The following is an 18,659-nucleotide window of genomic DNA, read 5'->3' as shown; positions in this document are numbered from 1 at the left end:
GAGGGTAAGCGTCGAGAAATCGCTAAATCACATCGGCGAGCGAATGCCCGTGCAGCTCGATGTTCAGGCCCTGCATGCCCATGTCGTTGAGCTCGCCGCCCATCGCCTTGATGCTCTCCTCGCGGATCAGCGACATCAGTCCGCGGCGCAATGCCAGGAATTCCGACGACATCATCATCGACTGCTGCCGCGGCCGCTCCAGCGGGATCGGAATCTCCGCCTTGATCGAGCCGGGGCGTGCGGTCATGCAGTAGACGCGGTCGGAGAGGAAGATCGCCTCGTCGATGTCGTGGGTGACGAACAGCACCGAGATCTTCAGCCGCTGCCACATGTTGGTGAGGATCTGCTGCATGATGACCCGGGTCTGCGCATCAAGCGCGCCGAAGGGCTCGTCCAGCAACAACACTTTGGGTCCCGTCGCGAGCGCGCGTACGATGCCCACGCGCTGCTTCATGCCACCTGAGAGTTTCTCGGGATAATGCTTTTCGAAGGCTTCCAGGCCCGCGAGGCCCAGCAGCGTGCGCGCGGCACGTTCGCGCTGCGAGCGCGGCATGCCGCGCATCTTCAGGCCGAACTCGACGTTCTCCCGCACCGTCTTCCAGGGAAACAGCGAATATTGCTGAAACACCATGCCGCGCTCGGCGCTGGGGCCGTTCACCGTCTCGCCGTCGACGGTGACGATGCCCGTGGTCGGCTTGAGGAAGCCGGCGACCGCGTTGAGCAGCGTCGACTTTCCGCAGCCGGATGGACCGACGATCGAGACGAACTCGCCAGGCTTCACATGTATCTGCGTATCGGTGACGGCTTCGACCGGCCCCTCGATGCTGTCGTAGCTGAGGGAGAAGTTTTTGACCTCGATATGGCCCTGCGGTGCCTTGACAACGACCTCGCTCATTTCAGCCTCCACGGCATCACCAATTGTCCGGCCCCCCGGATCAGCATGCTCGATCCGAGGCCGAGCACGCCGATCGCGATCATGCCGAGCGCGATGTCGGCATACTGAACCAGCGAATAGGCCTCCCAGGTGAAATAGCCGATGCCGTACTGCCCCGAGATCATCTCGGCGGCGATCAACGACACCCAGGCCACGCCCATGCCGACCGTGAGGCCGGTGAAGATGTGCGGGAGCGAGGCTGGAAAATACACGTCGCGGAAGATCGAGCGCTCCCGCGCGCCGAGACATTGCGCGGCGCGCACCAGCACGGGATCGACCAGCGACATGCCGTGCAGCGTGTTGACCAGGATCGGGAAGAACGAGCCGAGGAACGTGATGTAGACGATGCTCTGCTCGTTGGTCGGCCACAGCATGATGGCCATCGGCACCCAGGCGATCGCCGGGATCGGCCGCAGCACCTCCGCCACGGGGAAGATGATCTCGTGGACGAGCTTGAAGCGGCCCATGATCAGGCCGAGCGGCACGGCGACGATCGCCGCGAGCGAGAAGCCGAAGAAGATGCGCCGGCAGCTCAGGAGGACGTGCAGCAGGAATTTCGGATCGTGGATCGCCTTGGTGAAGCTCGCATAGACCGCGAGCGGCGAGGGCACGTTGGTGAAGCGCACGAAGAACACGACGCGATAGGTCGTCAGCAGGTGCCAGACCAGCAGGAAGGCGAGCAGCGAGATAATGCCGATCGCGGTCGCACGCAGCCCACCGCGGTTGAGCCGGTACCAGCGCAACGTGAGCGTGCTGAAGGAGGGCGGTGATGCGGGTGGAGTGGAGGCGGGCATGGCGCTGGCCTCCGCGATTGCGCTTGCCGGCATGCTGTCCTCGGAATGTCTGAGGAGGGCGGGACTGCTCACGTCTTGCCCCCGCCGACCGCCGCCTTCACCGCGTCGTCGAAGCCGAGCACCTTGCCGCTGATCTTGGCGGCATAGGCTTCAGCGTCCTTCTTCAACAGGAACGGCGCAACCTCGCCATTGCCGACCGCGAAGAAGGCCTGGTCGGCGAACAGCTTGATGCCGCGGGTGGTATCGAACACGTAGGTGACGTTGATCTTCTTGCCCTTGGCCTTGTAGTCGGCATAGGCACCGAGCGTGCAGCTCGCCGACGAGAAGGGCATGATGCCTGAATCGTCGACCCAGACCTCGCCGGCCTTGCGCGGATTTGCGATCGGCTTCTTGCAGAAGGAATCTTCGCCGGAGATCTCGTAGTTACTGGCGCTGGCGAGCCGCGCGTCATAGTCGAGCTTCATCTCGGCATAGGCCTTGCGGATGTAGCTGTCGTCGACCCATTTCTTGGGATCGAACTCCTTCATCCGGCCGAGGTTCTGCAGCACCTTGACGTCGGCCGCTGCGGCGTCGATCAGCGCCGGCTTGATCGAGGGATCGGTGGTCATGTTGCCGCTGGGGCCGAGGAAGATGTAGACGACCTCCTTGTTGATGCCGGTCCATTCCTGGATTTTCTCGGCGGCGAGCTTGGGATCGTCGCGCAGCCACTGATTGGCGGCGATCAGCGCCTTGAAGTAGGCAACAATGACTTCGGGGTATTTCTCGGCGAAATCGGTGCGCACGACGATGCCGTGGAAAGTCGGGAGATTGGTCTCGACGCCGTCAAAGATCTTTCGGGCAAAGCCGCGGAACGGCAGCAGCTCGGCGAACGGAACGAAGTCGGCATGCGCGTCGATCTTCTTCTCCTGGAGATTGGTCGAACCGACCTCGGGGCTCTGGCTGACCAGCTGGAAGAAATCCGACGCGTAGCCGCGGTCCTGCATCGCCTTCAGCACCATGCCGTGCGCGGCCGAGCCGAACGGCACGCTCACGAGCTTGCCCTTGAGATCGGCGAGATCGTAGTAGGGCGAATCCTTGTGAACGACGATGCCGTTGCCGGAGCCCGACAGGCTGTAGGCGGCGATGCCGATCAGCCGGCTCTTGCTCTCCGGATTGCTGTCGAAAGTGAAGCCGTTCACGATCAACGGATAGTCGCCCATCATGCCGATCTGCAGCTTGTTCGCCATCATCGCATTGGTGACGGGCGGACCGGATGTGAAGTTCTGCCACTCCAGCTCGAACTTGATGTTGGCGTATTTGCCCTCCTTCGGCAGATATTTTTCGAGGAGATGGAGCTGGCGGATGACGACGCCGGCGGTCACCGTGTTGGTGGTGGTGTCCTGCGTTCCAATGCCGAGCGTGACGGTTTCCGCCGCGGCCGGCTGCGCGAGGAGAAGCGCCAGCGACGTCACCGACATCGCGATCGAGAGCGTGGGAAGATGGCGGACCATTCTCATCCTCATTCGGTTGGATGTGCTGTGGTTGCCATGATTGGGTGAGGGCGTGGGCAGGGCAAATCCGGAATGAGCGCCACAGTCGATTAGTTGCCGGGAAAAGTTGATTGCATAGTCCTTGGGCAGTCCTGCAATATAAAGCCGCTTGCGTGGGCACCAGCCCTAGTCAGACGCTTGCCCTCGCATTTCTTCCAGCACGTCGGGCCGGCAGACCACGATCTGGGAGCGCTTGGTCAGCACGATTCCCTTCTCCTGCATGCGCTTCAGGCTGATCGTGACCCATTGCCTGGTGGCGCCGACCATGTGGGCAATATCGGCATGGGTGAAGGCGGCCGCGATCACCCGGCCGTCGGCGTCATCGACGCCATAGAGGTCGACGAGATGCAGCAACAGATGCGCAAGGCGCTGCGTGATCGAGCGCGTTCCCAGCATCTGGGCCAGCGCCGAATAGCACTTGCCCTTGAAGGTCAGGCCTTCAATCAGGCCGATCGCGAGGTTCGGAATCTCGACGGCAAGGGATCGCAGTTCCTTTCCGGGCAGATGCACCACGCTGCAATTGCTGGATGCAACGCCGGACCATTGATGCACAGTGCCTTCAAACACTTCCGGCCCGCCGACAAAATTGCCGACATGCCAATAGGCCAGCGTGATCTCGCGGCCGAGCGGGGAGGTGTAGAACACCCGGATACGGCCGCTCTCGATCAGCCAGATACCGTCGTGCTTGCCGCCCTGGCTGAACAGCGTCTGGCCACGGTTGAGCACTTTTCGGCGGCCCTGCTTCAGCACCAGCTCCCGCTCGCGCTGGCTGAGCTTGTCCATCAATGCCGGCGGTCCGCCGATCCATTGCTGGTTCTCGGTGAGTAGCAGCGAGGAACCGCCAGCAGGCCGGACCGTTGCGGGGCCGGTCCCGCGAACCACATTGGCCGCCTGCAACATCGTCTGCCTCCGGAACGTTCAAACCGTTCTAAAGAGGAGCAATGTCCGTGCCAATCACTCACCTGTCATCGCCCGGCGAAGACCGGGCGAGCCAGTATTCCAGGGAAAGCAATGGGATACGGAGGGGCCGCGGCGTACTGGATTCCCGCCTGCGCGGGGAAACACAACGGAACGCAGGAAGGAATCCTATCCCTAGCGCCCGGCCAAGCTCAACAAATACGGCTTCGGGTAAATCCCCCGGTTATGCCCATCCGAAAACGAGATGTTCAGCCCGTAACCGAGATCGCCGATCTCGGTGATCGCGATGCCTGGAAACCGCTCGGGGAAGCGGCCGTCGAAGCGGGCGCGGGTGCAGTGCGCACATTTGCAGGAGAGGCGGAGCGTTTCCGCCGGCAAGTCCAGCGTGTCGTCCTTAGCGGTGCGGACGCGGAGCGTCGCGAGATCGGCGCTTGCTTCGTAGTCTGCCACGGTCGGTGCCACCAAGGTCATGACGTGTCTCCGACCCTTGTCTACGTTGTCGCAGCGCTGCTGCGATAGCAACTAATTGCCATGCACAGGTGCGCGACGCTGATCTTCGCTGCCTGCTCTTCGATCATCGTCCACGAAATGTGAAACTAATCGACCGGGAATTTCAGTTCGGCGTTGCCGGATTCCTGTCTCTCCGAAACCTTGTGCGGAATCGAGGTCAGGAGAGACAATGAGCGCATTTCAGAAGGAAACGGTCCTGTCGGTCAGGCACTGGACCGATAGCCTGTTCAGCTTCACCGCGACGCGCGATCCGGGCTTCCGCTTCCAGAACGGCCAGTTCGCGATGATCGGGCTGGAAGTCGAGGGCAAGCCGTTGCTGCGGGCCTACAGCATGGCGAGCGCCAATCACGAGGAGGCGCTCGAGTTCTTCTCGATCAAGGTGCAGGATGGTCCGCTGACCTCGCGCCTTCAGAAGATCAGGGAGGGGGACGTCATCCTGGTCGGCCGCAAGGCCACGGGCACGCTGATCACGGGCAATCTCATTCCCGGCAAACGCCTGTTGCTGCTCCCGACCGGAACGGGGCTCGCGCCGTTCGCCAGCCTGATCAAGGACCCCGACGTCTACGAGAATTACGAGACCATCGTGCTCGCCAACGGTTGCCGCCAGGTCTCCGAGCTCTCCTATGGCGAGCACCTCGTCGAAGGCCTGCGCGATCACGAGTTCTTCGGGCCGCTGATCCGCGACAAGCTCGTCTACTACCCGACCGTTACCCGCGAGCCGTTCAGGAATCGCGGTCGTATCTCCGACCTGATCGCGTCGAACCAGCTGTTCGACGATATCGGGCAGTCGGGACTCGATATCGAGACCGACCGCATCATGCTGTGCGGGAGCCCTGCGATGCTGGAGGAACTTCCCGCGATGCTTTCCGCGCGTGGCTTTGTCGAGGGCAATCACAGCCGCCCCGGCCATTTCGTGATCGAAAAGGCCTTTGTCGAGCGCTGAGGCGCAAATCGCACCTCGGCGACAACTAATTGCTATCGCCGGGACGCCTGCTGAACAAATCTGATGCAAAGGCGCCGGACCTGCCGGCGAACCAGGAGCAAGCGATGTCACTAGATCAGATCGTCGACGGACTTTCGGAGGTTTCCTGCGACGTGCTCGTCATCGGCGGCGGCACTGCCGGCCCGATGGCGGCGTTGAAGGCGAAGCTGAAGAATCCGAAGGCCAACGTCGTCCTGCTCGAAAAGGCCAACGTCAAGCGCTCCGGAGCGATCTCGATGGGCATGGACGGCTTGAACAACGCCGTCATTCCCGGCTACGCGACGCCGGAGCAGTACACCAAGGAAATCACCATCGCCAATGACGGCATCGTCGATCAGAAGGCGGTCTACAAATACGCGCAAAATTGCTATTCGATCATCGAGGAACTCGACAGTTTCGGCATCCGCTTCCTGAAGAACGAGAACGGCGACTACGCCGTCAAGAAGGTGCACCACATCGGCACCTATGTGCTGCCTATGCCGAACGGCGAGACCGTGAAGAAGGCGCTGTATCGCCAGCTGCGGCGTGCCCGCATCCTGATCTCCAACCGTTACATGGCGACGCGGCTGCTCAAATCTGCCGACGGACGCATTGCCGGTGCGATCAGCGTTAATACCCGGACCGCCGAGATGCTGGTGATCAAGGCCAAGGCCGTCATCCTGTGCATGGGCGCCGCCGGCCGTCTCGGCCTGCCGACCTCCGGCTACATGTTCGGCACCTACGAGAACGCGGCCAATTCCGGTGACGGCTATTCCATGGCCTATCATGCCGGTGCGGCCCTGGCGAACCTCGAATGCTACCAGATCAATCCGTTGATCAAGGACTACAACGGCCCGGCCTGCGCCTATGTCGCCGGTCCCTTCGGCGCCTTCACCGCCAACAACGAGGGATCGCGCTTCATCGAATGCGATTACTGGTCGGGCCAGATGATGCTGGAATTCTACAACGAGCTGCTGTCCGGCAAGGGCCCGGTGTTTCTCCAGCTCAAGCATCTTCACCCCGACACGATCTCGGAAATCGAATCGACGCTGCACAAGGTCGAACGTCCCACGCGCGGCCTGTTCCAGCAGGGGCGCGGGGTCGACTACCGCAGCGAGTCGATTGAGATGCATATTTCCGAGATCGGCTTCTGCTCCGGTCACAGCGCGTCCGGCGTGTTCGTCGACGACAACGCGCGCACCACCGTGCCGGGCCTCTATGCCGCCGGCGACATGGCGAGCGTTCCGCACAACTACATGCTCGGTGCCTTCACCAACGGTTCGGTCGCCGGCGTCGACGCGATGGAATTCGCGGACAATCACGATTTCGCGGAATTCGACGCGGCCGATGTCGCCAGGGAGCGTGACCGCGTGATGGCGCCGACCAAACGCGAGGACGGGATTCCACCGAACCAGATCGAGTACAAGACCCGGCGTCTCGTCAATGACTATCTGCAGCCGCCGAAAGTCACGCGCAAATACGAGCTCGGCATGCGTCGGCTCGCCGAAGCGAGGGAAGACATGGAGGAGCGGATGATCGCGCGCAATGCGCACGAACTGCTCCGCGCGCTCGAAGTCCAGTCGATCATGGACTGCGCGGACATGGCGGTGCATGCCTCGCTCTACCGCGAGGAAAGCCGCTGGGGCCTCTATCACTGGCGGACCGATTTCCCGGAGAAGGACAACGAGAACTGGTTCTGCCACACGCTTCTGAGCAAGCGGGACGGCAAGATGAGCAGCGAGAAGCGCGCCGTGGAGCCCTATGTCGTGCCGATCGCCGACGACGAGAAGGATCTCTACGACAAGCAGCGCATCCGCGCGACAGCCTGACCCGCCGCACAAATAACAGGAGACATACGATGCCTCTCGCTTCCTATCAGACATCGGTTCCGGTGGTCGTCGACGACGCCAAATGCATCGCGGACAAGGGCTGCACCGTGTGCGTTGACGTCTGTCCGCTCGACGTACTGCGTATCAGCGATATGACCAACAAGGCCTACATGGCCTATGACGAATGCTGGTACTGCATGCCCTGCGAGGCGGATTGCCCGACCGGCGCCGTCACCGTCAACATTCCCTATCTGCTGAGGTAGCCATGTCGAGCCCGTTCGAATCCTACGACGATCTCGAAGATGCCGACGAGCGGCTCCAGGCCGCCGATCCAGGGGAGCGCCGCGTCGCGATCATCGCGCTCGGCCATTCCGGCGATCCCGCAGCGGTCGGCCATCTCGCCAAAATGGTCGCCGATCCCGATGCCGGCGTGCGCCAGCAGGTCGCGATGGCGCTCGGCGAGTTCGACGGGCCGGAGGCCGCCAGCGCGCTGGTGAAGCTGCTGGTCGATCCCGAGAGAATCGTTGCGGCCGCCGCGGCCGACAGCATGGCGGAGTTCAAGGATCCAGCCTGCGCCGAAATCATCCTGCCGCTGGTCAAGCATGCCCACGCCTTCGTCCGCATGGGCGCGTTGCGTGCGCTCAAGGAACTGCGTTGCAAGGACACCTTGAAACCCGCGCTGGAAGCGCTCCAGGATTCCGATGCCGCCGTGCGGGTGCAGGCGATCGGCGTGATCGGGTTCCTCAAGCTGGAGGAATCAATTCCGGCGCTGACCGCGCTGATCAACGATCCAGACGCGCATGTGCGCCGTGCCGCCGTCAGCGCGCTCGCCTTCTCGCAGATGAAGCCCGCAGCCGAGATGATCACGCGCGCGTTGAAGGATTCGGACTGGATGGTGCGGGAGATGGCCGCGGAAACGCTGGGCCTCAACGTCAACGGCTCGATCGCCGCCGACCAGCTCATCGCTTCGCTCGGTGACGAGTTCTGGCAGGTGCGGCTGAAGGCAATCCGCAGCCTTGGCCGGATGACGATCGAGCGCGCGGTGCGCCCGATCGGCAATTGCGTCAACCATGAGCAGGCGAATTTGCGGAAGGAAGCCGCTGCTGCGCTCGGCGAGATCGCCCACCACGACGGCGAAGCGTTCCTTGCCGTCATCGCCGACGATCCCGATCCCGAGGTGCGCAAGAACGCGCGCTGGGCGCTTCAGCAGATCGCGGCCCGAAAAGCGCGGGCGGGGGCATAGAAGCGCAGCCGCCTGCCGCGCTGGACTTCCCGTCCCAGACGTTTATTGGTCTTCGCCAATGTGATAGGCCTCCGCGAGCGGAGGTCGATCCGAAAAGAGCGAGGATGCGCCCATGACGACATTGACGGTTAAGGACCTTCTCCCCGAGGACGGCACGCGCGGAACGCTCGTTGGCCGCGTCTGGCTGCCGCAGGCGAATGGCCCGGCCGTGGTCGCCGTGCGCGGCGATGGTGTGTTCGACGTCACCGCAAAATTCCCGACCGTCAGCACGCTCTGCGAGGAAGACAATCCGGCGAAGGCGCTTGCCGCGACCGAGGGCGAGCGCATCGGCGATCTCGAAGCCATCGTCGCCAACACGCCGCCCGATCAGCGCGATGCGAAAAAGCCGTGGCTGCTCGCGCCGGTCGATCTCCAGACGCTGAAGGCCGCCGGGGTGACCTTCGCCATCTCGATGCTGGAGCGCGTGATCGAGGAGCGGGCGAAAGGCAATCCGGCCTCGGCCGAAGCGATCCGGAAAGAGGTGACGCGGCTGATCGGCGACGATCTGTCGAAACTCAAGCCCGGTTCGGACCAGGCGATGCACCTGAAGCAGGTGCTGATCGACCAGAACGCCTGGAGCCAGTATCTGGAGGTCGGCATTGGCCCCGATGCCGAGGTCTTCACCAAGGCGCCGACCTTGTCGTCGGTCGGCACCGGCATGGATGCGGGGCTGCATCCGAAGTCGACCTGGAACAACCCCGAGCCGGAGCTGGTGCTGTTCGTCTCGAGCCGCGGCAAGATCGTCGGCGGCGCGCTCGGCAACGACGTCAATCTGCGCGACTTCGAGGGCCGTTCGGCACTGCTGTTGTCGAAGGCCAAGGACAACAACGCCTCGTGCTCGATCGGTCCGCTGCTGCGTTTGTTCGACGACAGCTTTACCCTCGACGACGCCCGCAAGCTCGACATCAGCCTGAACGTGAGGGGGCAGGACGGTTTCGTCCTCGACGGCCATTCCTCGATCAGCATGATCAGCCGCGATCCGACCGATCTGGTCGAGCAGACCATCGGCAAGGTGCATCAATATCCCGACGGCTTCGTGCTGTTCCTTGGCACGATGTTCGCGCCGGTCAAGGATCGCGACGCGCCGGGGCAGGGGTTCACCCACAAGCGCGACGACATCGTCACCATTGCGGCGCCCCAGCTCGGTAAACTCGTCAACCGCATGCGGACCAGCGACGAGTGCGAGCCCTGGACGTTCGGCATGGGTGCGCTGATGAAGAATCTGGCGCAGCGGAAGCTGATCTAGCGGCCGGCATGTTGCCCCGCCGACAGCGGGCGATTGCACATCGAAATCAGGAGAAGGTCGTCATGCCCGGGCTTGTCCCGGGCATCGACGTTCTTGGTCCTGCATGGCAAAGCCGTGGATGGCCGGGACAAGCCCGGCCATGACGATGTGGCGCTGGCGAAGCCACATCATCTCGTTCATCTTCCCGTTGCATCCGCGGAACAAAATCGCGCTTGGCGTGTCATACGATGACCGCCCTGCCAACTGCGATGTCCCGAGCGAATAGTCAGATAATATGACTAGTCGGAACCAAACTTCCGTGAAATAGTCCCTCCCGCCGCCTCAAAGGTCGGCCTGCGGGTGCGATGCTACCAACTGGCGCCCCGGATAACATTTTGGGAGATACGCCTGATGATCCTCAAAGCCCTCTTTGCGGCCAGCGCCACGGCCGCGTTGCTGCTCGCGCTGCCGGCGAACGCCGCCGAGCTCACCATCGGCTTCTCGCAGATCGGATCGGAATCCGGCTGGCGCGCGGCCGAGACCTCGGTCTCCAAGCAGGAGGCCACCAAGCGCAAGGTCAATCTCAAGATCGCCGACGCGCAGCAGAAGCAGGAGAACCAGATCAAGGCGATCCGCTCCTTCATCGCGCAGAATGTCGATGCGATCTTCCTCGCGCCCGTCGTCTCGACCGGCTGGGACTCGGTGCTGAAGGAAGCCAAGGAGGCCAAGATCCCGGTCGTGCTGCTCGACCGCGACATCGATCCGTCCGGCAAAGAGCTCTATCTCACCGCCGTGACCTCCGACAGCGTGCACGAAGGCGAGGTCGCCGGCGACTGGCTGGCGAAGACCGTCGGAGCCAAGGTCTGCAACATCGTCGAATTGCAGGGCACGGTCGGCGCGAGCGTCGCCGCCAACCGCAAGAAGGGTTTTGACGCCGCCATCGCCAAGCATGCGAACCTGAAGGTGGTGCGCAGCCAGACCGGCGACTTCACCCGCGCCAAGGGCAAGGAAGTGATGGAAAGCTTCATCAAGGCCGAAGGCGGCGGCAAATCGATCTGCGCGGTCTATGCGCACAACGACGACATGATGGTCGGCGCAATCCAGGCGATGAAGGAAGCCGGCCTCAAGCCGGGCAAGGAGATCCTCACCGTCTCGATCGACGCGGTCCCCGACATCTTCAAGGCGATGGTGGCCGGCGAAGCCAATGCCACGGTCGAGCTGACTCCGAACATGGCGGGTCCCGCGCTCGATGCCATCGCGGCCTTCAAGGGCAAGGGCACTGTTCCGCCGAAATGGATCCAGACGGAATCCAAGCTCTACACCGCCACCGATGATCCGCAGAAGATCTACGACAGCAAGAAGGGCCTCGGTTACTGAGGCGAGGACGTCGCCGGGCCGCCGGGTTTCGGCAGTCCGGCGATCCCCTTCGAAACTGCTGCGAACGAACAGGTTCCGTGTCCGCATCGACAGCGGGCGCCGCTGGGAGTGAATTTGTCATGGAGAACAGCCCGGATTCCGCTGCTTCCCTGCTGGAGGTGCGCGGGATCAGCAAGAGCTTTGGTGCTGTGCGTGCGTTGCAGGAGGTCGACTTCACGCTTCGCGCCGGCGAGATCCATGCGCTGCTCGGTGAGAACGGCGCCGGCAAGTCCACGCTGATCAAGGTCGTCACGGGCGTATTTCCGCGCGATGCCGGCATCGTCAGGCTGGGCGGCGAAGAGGTCGCGCCGCGCTCGGCCAAGGCGGCGCTCCAGGCCGGCATCGCCACTGTCTACCAGGAGGTCAATCTGCTGCCGAACCTCTCGGTGGCGCAGAACCTGTTCCTCGACCGGCAGCCGATGCGCTTCGGCATCGTGCGCGAAGGCGAGATGCGACGCCGCGCCAAGGCGCTGCTCGCGGATTTCGGCCTCGACATCGACGTATCAGCGCCGCTTGGCAATTATTCGGTGGCGATCCAGCACGTCACCGCGATTGCGCGCGCCGTCGATCTCTCGGCGCGCGTGCTGATCCTGGACGAGCCGACCGCGAGTCTCGATCGCCATGAGGTCGAGATACTCTTCGGTATCATGCGCCAGCTCGCCAAGCGCGGCATTGGCATCGTCTTCGTCAGCCATTTCCTCGACCAGGTCTACGAGATATCCGATCGCATCACCGTTTTGCGAAATGGTCGCCTGGTCGGCGAGCGGGAGACCGCGTCGCTGTCGCGGCTCGAGCTGATCCGGATGATGCTCGGCCGCGAGTTGGCCGAGACCACCAGCGCGCGGGCCGCGACGCGCGAGCATCAGGCCCGCGAAGTCTGCGCGAGCTTCGAGGGTTACGGCAAGGCCGGCTATGTCGCGCCGTTCAATCTCGAGCTGCGCCATGGCGAGGTCGTCGGTCTCGCCGGCTTACTCGGCTCGGGCCGGACCGAGACGGCGCGGCTGGTGTTCGGCGCCGAGCGCCCCGATCGCGGACAGGCGAGGGTGGAAGGCGCGCCTGTCCGGCTTCAGTCGCCGCGCGACGGCGTGCGCCACGGCTTTGGCTATTGCCCGGAGGAGCGCAAGACCGACGGTATCGTCGCCGAGCTCACCGTGCGCGAGAACATCGTGCTCGCGCTCCAGGCCAAGCGCGGTTTGCATCGGCCGCTGTCGCGACGCGAGCAGGACGAGATCGCAAGCCGTTACGTCAAGATGCTCGACATTCGCCCGCCCGATCCGGAGCGTCCCGTCGGCCTGCTGTCCGGCGGCAATCAGCAGAAGGTCCTGCTGGCAAGGTGGCTTGCGACCTCGCCGCGGCTCCTCGTGCTGGACGAGCCGACCCGCGGCATCGACGTCGGCGCGCATGCCGAGATCATCCGCCTGATCCGCGAGCTCTGCGACGACGGGCTTGCGCTGCTCGTGATCTCCTCCGAGCTCGACGAGATCGTGACCTATTCCGACCGCGTGGTGGTGCTGCGCGACCGCGCTCATGTCGAGGAGCTCGCCGGCGAGGCCATTGAAGTCGGCAGCATTCTCGCCGCCATCGCGGCCGATGGCGCCAGTGTCGCGCATGAGGGCCGGGCATGACCGCACTGTTGCCGCGCCGCGGCCTTGCACAGATTCTTGCGTTGATCGTCATCCTGGCGGTCGATCGCGTGGTGTCGCCGCAATTCTTCGATCTGCGCCTCCAGGACGGCCGGCTGTTCGGCAGCCTGGTCGACGTGCTCAACCGCGGCACGCCTGTTGCGCTGCTCTCGCTCGGCATGGTCCTGGTGATCGCGACGCGGGGCATCGATCTGTCGGTTGGTGCGGTCATGGCGATCTCGGGCGCGATCGCGGCGAGCCTTGCCGACAGCCACAGTCTGGCCGTGGTGCTGGCGGCTGCGCTCGGCGCGGGCCTGATCTGCGGATTGTGGAACGGATTTCTCGTCGCGGTGCTCGGCATGCAGCCGATCGTGGCGACCCTGATCCTGATGGTGGCGGGGCGCGGCATCGCGCAGCTCATCACCGAAGGCCGTATCGTGACCTTCTCCTCGCCCGATCTGGTCTGGTTCGGCAATGGCTCTATTCTCGGCCTGCCGGTGCCGGTCGCGATTGCGCTGGGCATGTTGATCCTCACCGGCGCGGTGGTGCGCGGCTCGGCACTCGGATTGCTGATCGAGGCAACCGGCGGCAATGCGCGGGCGAGCGAGCTTGCCGGCGTCGGTACGCGCGCGATGATCTTGGCGGTCTATGTCTGGTGCGGCGTTTGCGCTGCGCTTGCCGGCGTGATCGCTGCGGCCGACATCATGGGCGCGGATGCCAACAATGCCGGCCTCTGGCTCGAGCTCGATGCCATCCTCGCGGTGGTGATCGGCGGCACCTCGCTGTTCGGCGGCCGCTTCAGTCTCGTGCTGGCCGTACTCGGCGCGCTGATCATCCAGACCATGAACACCGGGATTCTGCTGTCGGGCTATCCGCCGGAGTTCAATTTGCTGGTTAAGGCGGTGGTGGTGCTCGCCGTGCTGTTGCTGCAATCGCCGAAGCTGTCCGGCTTTGCCGACGTGGTGACGCGGCTGCGGAGGACAAAGGCATGAAAGGCCTGCGGCCCGTCCTCATCACGGCGATCGTGCTCGTCGCGGGATTCGCGCTCTGCGCGATGCAGTTTCCCAACATCGCATCCACCCGCGTGGTCGGCAATCTCCTCACCGACAACGCCTTCCTCGGCATCGTCGCGACCGGCATGACCTTCGTCATCATTTCCGGCGGCATCGATCTCTCGGTCGGCTCGGTGATCGGCTTCACCACGGTGTTCGTCGCGCTGGCGATCGAGCGTTGGGGAATGCCGCCCCTGGTCGCCTTCGTCGCCATCCTCGCGCTCTCGGCAGCCTTCGGCGCGGCGATGGGCGCGGTGATCCATGTCTTCGATCTGCCGCCTTTCATCGTGACGCTCGCCGGCATGTTCCTCGCCCGGGGTGCCAGCTTTCTGCTCTCGACGGAATCGGTGCCGATCACAGCACCGGTCTATTCGACCGTGTCGGACTTCGCACTGCGACTACCCGGCGGCGGGCGGCTGACGGCGGTCGCGATCATCATGCTTGCGATCGTGATCGGCGGCGCTTTGCTGCTGCAGCTCACCCGGTTCGGCGCCAATGTCTATGCGCTTGGCGGCAGCCGGGCGACCGCGAGCCTGATGGGCGTTGCCGTCGGCAGGATGACGGTGAAGATCTACATGCTGTCGAGCCTTCTCGCCGGCATCGCCGGCATCGTCTTCTCCTTCTACACCAGCGCCGGCTACTCGCTCTCCGCCGTCGGCGTCGAGCTCGACACCATCGCGGCCGTCGTGATCGGCGGCACGCTGCTCACGGGCGGGCAGGGCTCGGTGATCGGCACCTTCCTCGGCGTGCTGATCCAGGGCATGATTCAGACCTACATCAATTTCGACGGGACGCTGTCGAGCTGGTGGACCAAGATCGCGACCGGCGTGCTGCTGTTCGCCTTCATCGCCTTGCAACAGGGGTTGGTCGCGCTCGCGCGCCGGCCCGTGGCAAAGCGCGCGGGAGCAGTCTCATGACCACCTCGCGCATCCTCGTCATCCCGACGCGCCGGGCGCACTCCAATCACGCGGAGGTGGCCCGATCGATCGGCGTCGACATCATCGCCGGCCGATATGCGGAAGGCACGCGGCTGCCCGGCGATGCCGAGATGATCGCGATGTTCGGCGTGTCGCGGCCGGTGCTGCGCGAGAGCGTGAAGACACTGGTGGCCAAGGGCCTGCTCACCACGAAGGCGCGAGTCGGCACTGTGGTGCGCGAGCGCGCTGCCTGGAACATGTTCGACGCCGACGTGCTGGCCTGGCACCTGGACGCCGGTATCGACAAGCGCTTCCTCAACGACCTCGCCGAGATCCGCCTTGCGGTCGAACCGCGCGCGGCGATGCTGGCGGCCGCGCAGCGGTCGGAGCAGGACGTCGCCGAGTTGCACCGCTGCATGGAGCGGATGCGACTTGAAGCTTCCGACGCCGTCGGCTTTGCCGATGCCGACCTCGCGCTTCATGTCGCTGTGGCGCGAGCGTCGGGTAATCTCTTCATGCGCTCGATCGGGCACGTCATCGAGGCTGCGCTGCGCGCCTCATTCCTGCTCAGCGCACCGGTCGAACCGGAAGACCGCGACATCGTTCTGCTCTGGCATCAGAAGATCGTCGATGCCATCGCCGCCGGTGATGCCACGACTGCGTCGGAGGCGATGGTCTACGTCATTCACAACGGCATGCGCCGCCATGAGGGGACAGTGATCGAGACTGTACCGGCCGAAGCGCTGCCGTCCGCGGAAGCTGGAGAAAGATCGTGACTGAACTTCGCATCGCCATCGTCGGCTTCGGCAAGATCGCGCGGGACCAGCATGTCGGCGCCATCGCAGCGGTTCCCGGCGCGACGCTGGCCGCTGTCGCCAGCCGCAATGCCTCGCTGCCCGATCTGCCGCATTTCGCGACCATCGAAGAGCTGCTGGAAAAAGGTCCGCCGATCGACGCGGTGTCGCTCTGCACGCCGCCTCAAGTGCGCCGTGCCCAGGCCGTTGCAGCGCTCAGGGCCGGCAAGCATGTCATGCTGGAGAAGCCGCCCGGTGCCGGCGTTGCCGAGCTCGATCCGCTGATCGCGATGGCGGATGAGGCGAAGCGGACGTTGTTCGCGACCTGGCATTCGCGCCATGCGCCGGCAGTCGAGCCGGCGCGCGAGTGGCTTGCCGCGCGGCGGATCACCTCCGTCCACATCAATTGGAAGGAGGACGTGCGCGTCTGGCATCCCGGGCAGGCGTGGATCTGGGAGCCCGGCGGGCTCGGGGTGTTCGATCCCGGCATCAATGCGCTGTCGATCCTGACCAGGATCCTGCCGAAGCCCGTGTTCGTCAGCGCGGCCGAGCTCGCCTTCCCCGCCAATTGCCAGGCGCCGATCGCCGCGAAGCTGACGCTGACCGACATCAACGGCCTGCCTGTGACCGCCGAGTTCGATTTCCGCCAGACCGGACCGCAGAGCTGGGATATCCTCGTCGAAACCGACGAGGGCCGGATGACGCTATCCCGCGGCGGCCGGATCATGGCGATCGATGGCAGGACCGTTGCCGAGGCGCCCGATGAGGAATATCGGGAGCTTTACCGGCGCTTCGTCACGCTCGCCGCGACGGGCGCGAGCGACGTCGATCTGGCGCCGCTTCGTCTCGTTGCGGACGCCTTCCTGCTCGGCAGGCGCACGATCGTCGAACCGTTTGTGGATTGATCATGGCTGGATCGAAAACAGAAAAAGACATCTTCGGAACGCTGCCGGACGGCCGCAAGGTGGAGCGCATCGTGCTGCGCGGAGAGGGCGGGTTCGAGGCGCGCATCATCCCCCATGGCGCGGTGATCCAGGCGCTGATCGCGCCGGATGCCAAGGGGAGCTACGAGGACATCGTGCTCGGCCATGACACATTCGCCGGCTATCTCGCCGAGCGAAAGTTCTTCGGTGCCACCGTCGGCCGCTACGCCAATCGCATCGCCAACGGGCAATTTTCGTTGGACGGCGAGACGGTGCAGCTTCCCGTCAACAACGGTCCGAACGCGCTGCATGGTGGTCTCGACGGCTTCGATCGCAAGCTCTGGGACATTGCGGAGATCGACGGCGGCGCCGAACCTGCGGTCACGCTGACCTATGTCAGCCCGCACGGCGAAGAGAACTATCCCGGTCGTCTCGACGTTCGCCTGACCTATCGCGTCACCGGCCCGACTGAGTTGTCGCTTCGTATGGAGGCGCGGACCGACCGGCCGACCATCGTCAACCTGACCAACCACAGCTTCTTCAATCTGGAAGGCGCGACATCAGGCACGCCAATTCTCGATCATCAGCTGACGGTCGCGGCCGGGCATTTCCTGGCGATCGATCCCACCGCCATTCCGTTGCCCGAGCCGCCGCGCAGCGTTGCCGGCACGCCATTCGACTTCCGAGAGCCGCGGGCGATCGGCGAGCGCATCCGAGAGAGCGACCAGCAATTGCGCAACGGCAGGGGCTACGATCACACCTACTGTCTCGCGCGTGACGGCAGGCTTGCGCTCGCGGCGCGGCTGGAGGCGCCGCGCTCGGGGCGCATCATGGAGCTGTTCACCGATCAGCCCGGTCTGCAGGTCTATTCGGGTAATTATCTCGACGGCACGATCTCGGGCAAGGGCAGCAAGCTCTACCGGCAGTCGGACGCCATGTGCCTGGAGCCGCATATGTGGCCGGATGCACCGAACCGGGCGGATTTCCCGAGCCCACGCCTCGATCCTGGCCAGGTCTATCGCCATCACACGGTCTATCGCTTTGCAGTGAGGAGGCCATGATGATGGAGCAGGTGGCGACCTCGGTTCTTTCGGACGATTCCTGCCATCTCGGCGAGGGGCCAACCTATGATGTGACCACGGACACGGCTTGGTGGTTCGATATCCGCGAGGGGCGACTGTTCGAGGCGCAGCTCGGCAGCGGCAGCATCCGCGTTCATGCGCTCGGCCGGATGGCGAGCGCACTTGGGCGGATCGACGCCGAGCGGCAGTTGATCGTCGCGGAAGACGGCCTCTATATCCGCAAAATCGCCGACGGCGCGATGACGCTGTTCTGTCCGCTCGAAGCCGACAATCACGCGACCCGCTCCAACGATGCCCGCGTGCATCCCTCCGGCACGGTCTGGATCGGCACCATGGGCCGAAAGGCGGAAGCAGGAGCAGGGGCGATCTACGCGTTCCATCACGGCGAGATATCGATGCTGTTTCCGCGCATCAGCATTCCCAACTCGATCTGCTTCTCGCCCGATGGCGCCACCGGCTACTTCGCCGACACCGCGCGGGCAGTGCTCTACGCGGTGCCGCTCAATCCCGTCACCGGCCTGCCGCGCGGCGAGCCGGAAGTGCTGCTGCGCCACACCGGTAGCGGCGGCCTCGATGGTTCGGTGTGCGACGCCGACGGAAACATCTGGAACGCCTGCTGGGGCGCTGGCCGTATCGACGTCTACTCTCCGCAAGGCGAGCGGCTGCGTTCGCTGAGCGTGCCGGCAAAGCAGGCGAGCTGCCCCGCTTTTGTCGGCCCTGATCTGTCGCGTCTTCTCGTCACCTCGGCCTGGCAGGACATGGATGCGGCGGCACGTGCCGCCGATCCGCAAGCAGGCCGCACCTTCCTGTTGGAGGCATCCGCGCGCGGTCGCGCGGAGCCTGACGTCAAGCTCGCATAGGAGGCTCGAAG

At 64.2% G+C, this 18,659-nt stretch carries 18 protein-coding genes; 13 read left to right on the top strand and 5 right to left on the bottom strand.

Features of this window, described 5'->3' with window-relative positions; genetic code table 11:
• Nucleotides 1-22 precede the first annotated feature (22 nt).
• From ABIC03_RS05085 to ABIC03_RS05065, 5 genes are all read right to left on the bottom strand, one after another.
• Nucleotides 23-895, bottom strand: coding sequence for an ABC transporter ATP-binding protein (locus ABIC03_RS05085; RefSeq protein ID WP_354056055.1), 873 nt, complete (start codon nucleotides 893-895; stop codon nucleotides 23-25).
• Entirely contained in the window at nucleotides 892-1,800 is a 909-nt protein-coding gene (locus ABIC03_RS05080) for an ABC transporter permease (protein WP_502916915.1), read from the bottom strand. The genes ABIC03_RS05085 and ABIC03_RS05080 overlap by 4 nt, the downstream gene beginning before the upstream one ends.
• Nucleotides 1,797-3,218, bottom strand: coding sequence for an ABC transporter substrate-binding protein (locus ABIC03_RS05075; RefSeq protein ID WP_354056051.1), 1,422 nt, complete (start codon nucleotides 3,216-3,218; stop codon nucleotides 1,797-1,799). The genes ABIC03_RS05080 and ABIC03_RS05075 overlap by 4 nt, the downstream gene beginning before the upstream one ends.
• 165 nt (nucleotides 3,219-3,383) lie before the next feature.
• The gene (locus tag ABIC03_RS05070; RefSeq protein ID WP_275167666.1) at nucleotides 3,384-4,157 is read right to left on the bottom strand and encodes a Crp/Fnr family transcriptional regulator; all 774 of its coding nucleotides are present in this window, start codon (nucleotides 4,155-4,157) and stop codon (nucleotides 3,384-3,386) included.
• Nucleotides 4,158-4,349: 192 nt separating this feature from the next.
• Nucleotides 4,350-4,646 (bottom strand): gamma-butyrobetaine hydroxylase-like domain-containing protein, encoded by a 297-nt coding sequence (locus tag ABIC03_RS05065; protein WP_027569172.1) that lies wholly within the window; start codon nucleotides 4,644-4,646, stop codon nucleotides 4,350-4,352.
• A 208-nt stretch (nucleotides 4,647-4,854) separates the two neighbouring features.
• Between ABIC03_RS05065 and ABIC03_RS05060 the strand changes: the two genes are divergently transcribed.
• The 13 genes from ABIC03_RS05060 (at nucleotide 4,855) to ABIC03_RS05000 (ending at nucleotide 18,648) form a co-directional block, all read left to right on the top strand.
• Entirely contained in the window at nucleotides 4,855-5,628 is a 774-nt protein-coding gene (locus ABIC03_RS05060) for a ferredoxin--NADP reductase (RefSeq protein ID WP_354056048.1), read from the top strand.
• A gap of 104 nt (nucleotides 5,629-5,732) precedes the next feature.
• The gene (locus tag ABIC03_RS05055; protein ID WP_275167664.1) at nucleotides 5,733-7,475 is read left to right on the top strand and encodes a fumarate reductase/succinate dehydrogenase flavoprotein subunit; all 1,743 of its coding nucleotides are present in this window, start codon (nucleotides 5,733-5,735) and stop codon (nucleotides 7,473-7,475) included.
• A gap of 29 nt (nucleotides 7,476-7,504) precedes the next feature.
• Nucleotides 7,505-7,738 (top strand): 4Fe-4S dicluster domain-containing protein, encoded by a 234-nt coding sequence (locus tag ABIC03_RS05050; RefSeq protein WP_007593252.1) that lies wholly within the window; start codon nucleotides 7,505-7,507, stop codon nucleotides 7,736-7,738.
• A 2-nt stretch (nucleotides 7,739-7,740) separates the two neighbouring features.
• Entirely contained in the window at nucleotides 7,741-8,718 is a 978-nt protein-coding gene (locus ABIC03_RS05045) for a HEAT repeat domain-containing protein (protein WP_275167663.1), read from the top strand.
• Between the two features lie 112 nt (nucleotides 8,719-8,830).
• On the top strand, nucleotides 8,831-10,003 hold the full coding sequence (locus ABIC03_RS05040; RefSeq protein WP_354056044.1) for a fumarylacetoacetate hydrolase family protein: 1,173 nt from the start codon (nucleotides 8,831-8,833) through the stop codon (nucleotides 10,001-10,003).
• A gap of 390 nt (nucleotides 10,004-10,393) precedes the next feature.
• Entirely contained in the window at nucleotides 10,394-11,359 is a 966-nt protein-coding gene (ytfQ, locus tag ABIC03_RS05035; RefSeq protein WP_354056042.1) for a galactofuranose ABC transporter, galactofuranose-binding protein YtfQ, read from the top strand.
• A gap of 119 nt (nucleotides 11,360-11,478) precedes the next feature.
• Nucleotides 11,479-13,023 carry a sugar ABC transporter ATP-binding protein gene (locus ABIC03_RS05030; RefSeq protein ID WP_354056040.1) on the top strand — a complete coding sequence of 515 codons (1,545 nt, stop codon included), beginning with the start codon at nucleotides 11,479-11,481 and terminating at the stop codon, nucleotides 13,021-13,023.
• Nucleotides 13,020-14,012, top strand: a complete 993-nt coding sequence (locus ABIC03_RS05025) for an ABC transporter permease (RefSeq protein WP_354056037.1) — start codon at nucleotides 13,020-13,022, stop codon at nucleotides 14,010-14,012. Before ABIC03_RS05030 ends, ABIC03_RS05025 begins: the two co-directional genes overlap by 4 nt.
• Entirely contained in the window at nucleotides 14,009-14,989 is a 981-nt protein-coding gene (yjfF, locus tag ABIC03_RS05020; RefSeq protein ID WP_354056035.1) for a galactofuranose ABC transporter, permease protein YjfF, read from the top strand. Before ABIC03_RS05025 ends, yjfF begins: the two co-directional genes overlap by 4 nt.
• Nucleotides 14,986-15,765, top strand: a complete 780-nt coding sequence (locus tag ABIC03_RS05015) for a FadR/GntR family transcriptional regulator (RefSeq protein WP_354056033.1) — start codon at nucleotides 14,986-14,988, stop codon at nucleotides 15,763-15,765. The genes yjfF and ABIC03_RS05015 overlap by 4 nt, the downstream gene beginning before the upstream one ends.
• The gene (locus ABIC03_RS05010) at nucleotides 15,762-16,688 is read left to right on the top strand and encodes a Gfo/Idh/MocA family protein (RefSeq protein WP_354056031.1); all 927 of its coding nucleotides are present in this window, start codon (nucleotides 15,762-15,764) and stop codon (nucleotides 16,686-16,688) included. The genes ABIC03_RS05015 and ABIC03_RS05010 overlap by 4 nt, the downstream gene beginning before the upstream one ends.
• Before the next feature lie 2 nt (nucleotides 16,689-16,690).
• The gene (locus ABIC03_RS05005; protein WP_354056029.1) at nucleotides 16,691-17,767 is read left to right on the top strand and encodes an aldose epimerase family protein; all 1,077 of its coding nucleotides are present in this window, start codon (nucleotides 16,691-16,693) and stop codon (nucleotides 17,765-17,767) included.
• A 2-nt stretch (nucleotides 17,768-17,769) separates the two neighbouring features.
• The gene (locus ABIC03_RS05000) at nucleotides 17,770-18,648 is read left to right on the top strand and encodes an SMP-30/gluconolactonase/LRE family protein (RefSeq protein WP_354057502.1); all 879 of its coding nucleotides are present in this window, start codon (nucleotides 17,770-17,772) and stop codon (nucleotides 18,646-18,648) included.
• Nucleotides 18,649-18,659 lie beyond the last annotated feature (11 nt).

Source organism: Bradyrhizobium sp. RT6a, assembly GCF_040547675.1.
Taxonomy (GTDB): domain Bacteria; phylum Pseudomonadota; class Alphaproteobacteria; order Rhizobiales; family Xanthobacteraceae; genus Bradyrhizobium.
This window is presented reverse-complemented; position numbering and strand designations above follow the sequence as displayed.

Coding starts and splice junctions, on each gene's coding strand:
- ABIC03_RS05085 (WP_354056055.1), bottom strand. CDS start 895: ATGAGCGAGGTCGTTGTCAAGGCACCGCAGGGCCATATCGAGGTCAAA.
- ABIC03_RS05075 (WP_354056051.1), bottom strand. CDS start 3,218: ATGGTCCGCCATCTTCCCACGCTCTCGATCGCGATGTCGGTGACGTCG.
- ABIC03_RS05070 (WP_275167666.1), bottom strand. CDS start 4,157: ATGTTGCAGGCGGCCAATGTGGTTCGCGGGACCGGCCCCGCAACGGTC.
- ABIC03_RS05065 (WP_027569172.1), bottom strand. CDS start 4,646: ATGACCTTGGTGGCACCGACCGTGGCAGACTACGAAGCAAGCGCCGAT.
- ABIC03_RS05060 (WP_354056048.1), top strand. CDS start 4,855: ATGAGCGCATTTCAGAAGGAAACGGTCCTGTCGGTCAGGCACTGGACC.
- ABIC03_RS05055 (WP_275167664.1), top strand. CDS start 5,733: ATGTCACTAGATCAGATCGTCGACGGACTTTCGGAGGTTTCCTGCGAC.
- ABIC03_RS05050 (WP_007593252.1), top strand. CDS start 7,505: ATGCCTCTCGCTTCCTATCAGACATCGGTTCCGGTGGTCGTCGACGAC.
- ABIC03_RS05045 (WP_275167663.1), top strand. CDS start 7,741: ATGTCGAGCCCGTTCGAATCCTACGACGATCTCGAAGATGCCGACGAG.
- ABIC03_RS05040 (WP_354056044.1), top strand. CDS start 8,831: ATGACGACATTGACGGTTAAGGACCTTCTCCCCGAGGACGGCACGCGC.
- ytfQ (WP_354056042.1), top strand. CDS start 10,394: ATGATCCTCAAAGCCCTCTTTGCGGCCAGCGCCACGGCCGCGTTGCTG.
- ABIC03_RS05030 (WP_354056040.1), top strand. CDS start 11,479: ATGGAGAACAGCCCGGATTCCGCTGCTTCCCTGCTGGAGGTGCGCGGG.
- ABIC03_RS05025 (WP_354056037.1), top strand. CDS start 13,020: ATGACCGCACTGTTGCCGCGCCGCGGCCTTGCACAGATTCTTGCGTTG.
- yjfF (WP_354056035.1), top strand. CDS start 14,009: ATGAAAGGCCTGCGGCCCGTCCTCATCACGGCGATCGTGCTCGTCGCG.
- ABIC03_RS05015 (WP_354056033.1), top strand. CDS start 14,986: ATGACCACCTCGCGCATCCTCGTCATCCCGACGCGCCGGGCGCACTCC.
- ABIC03_RS05005 (WP_354056029.1), top strand. CDS start 16,691: ATGGCTGGATCGAAAACAGAAAAAGACATCTTCGGAACGCTGCCGGAC.
- ABIC03_RS05000 (WP_354057502.1), top strand. CDS start 17,770: ATGGAGCAGGTGGCGACCTCGGTTCTTTCGGACGATTCCTGCCATCTC.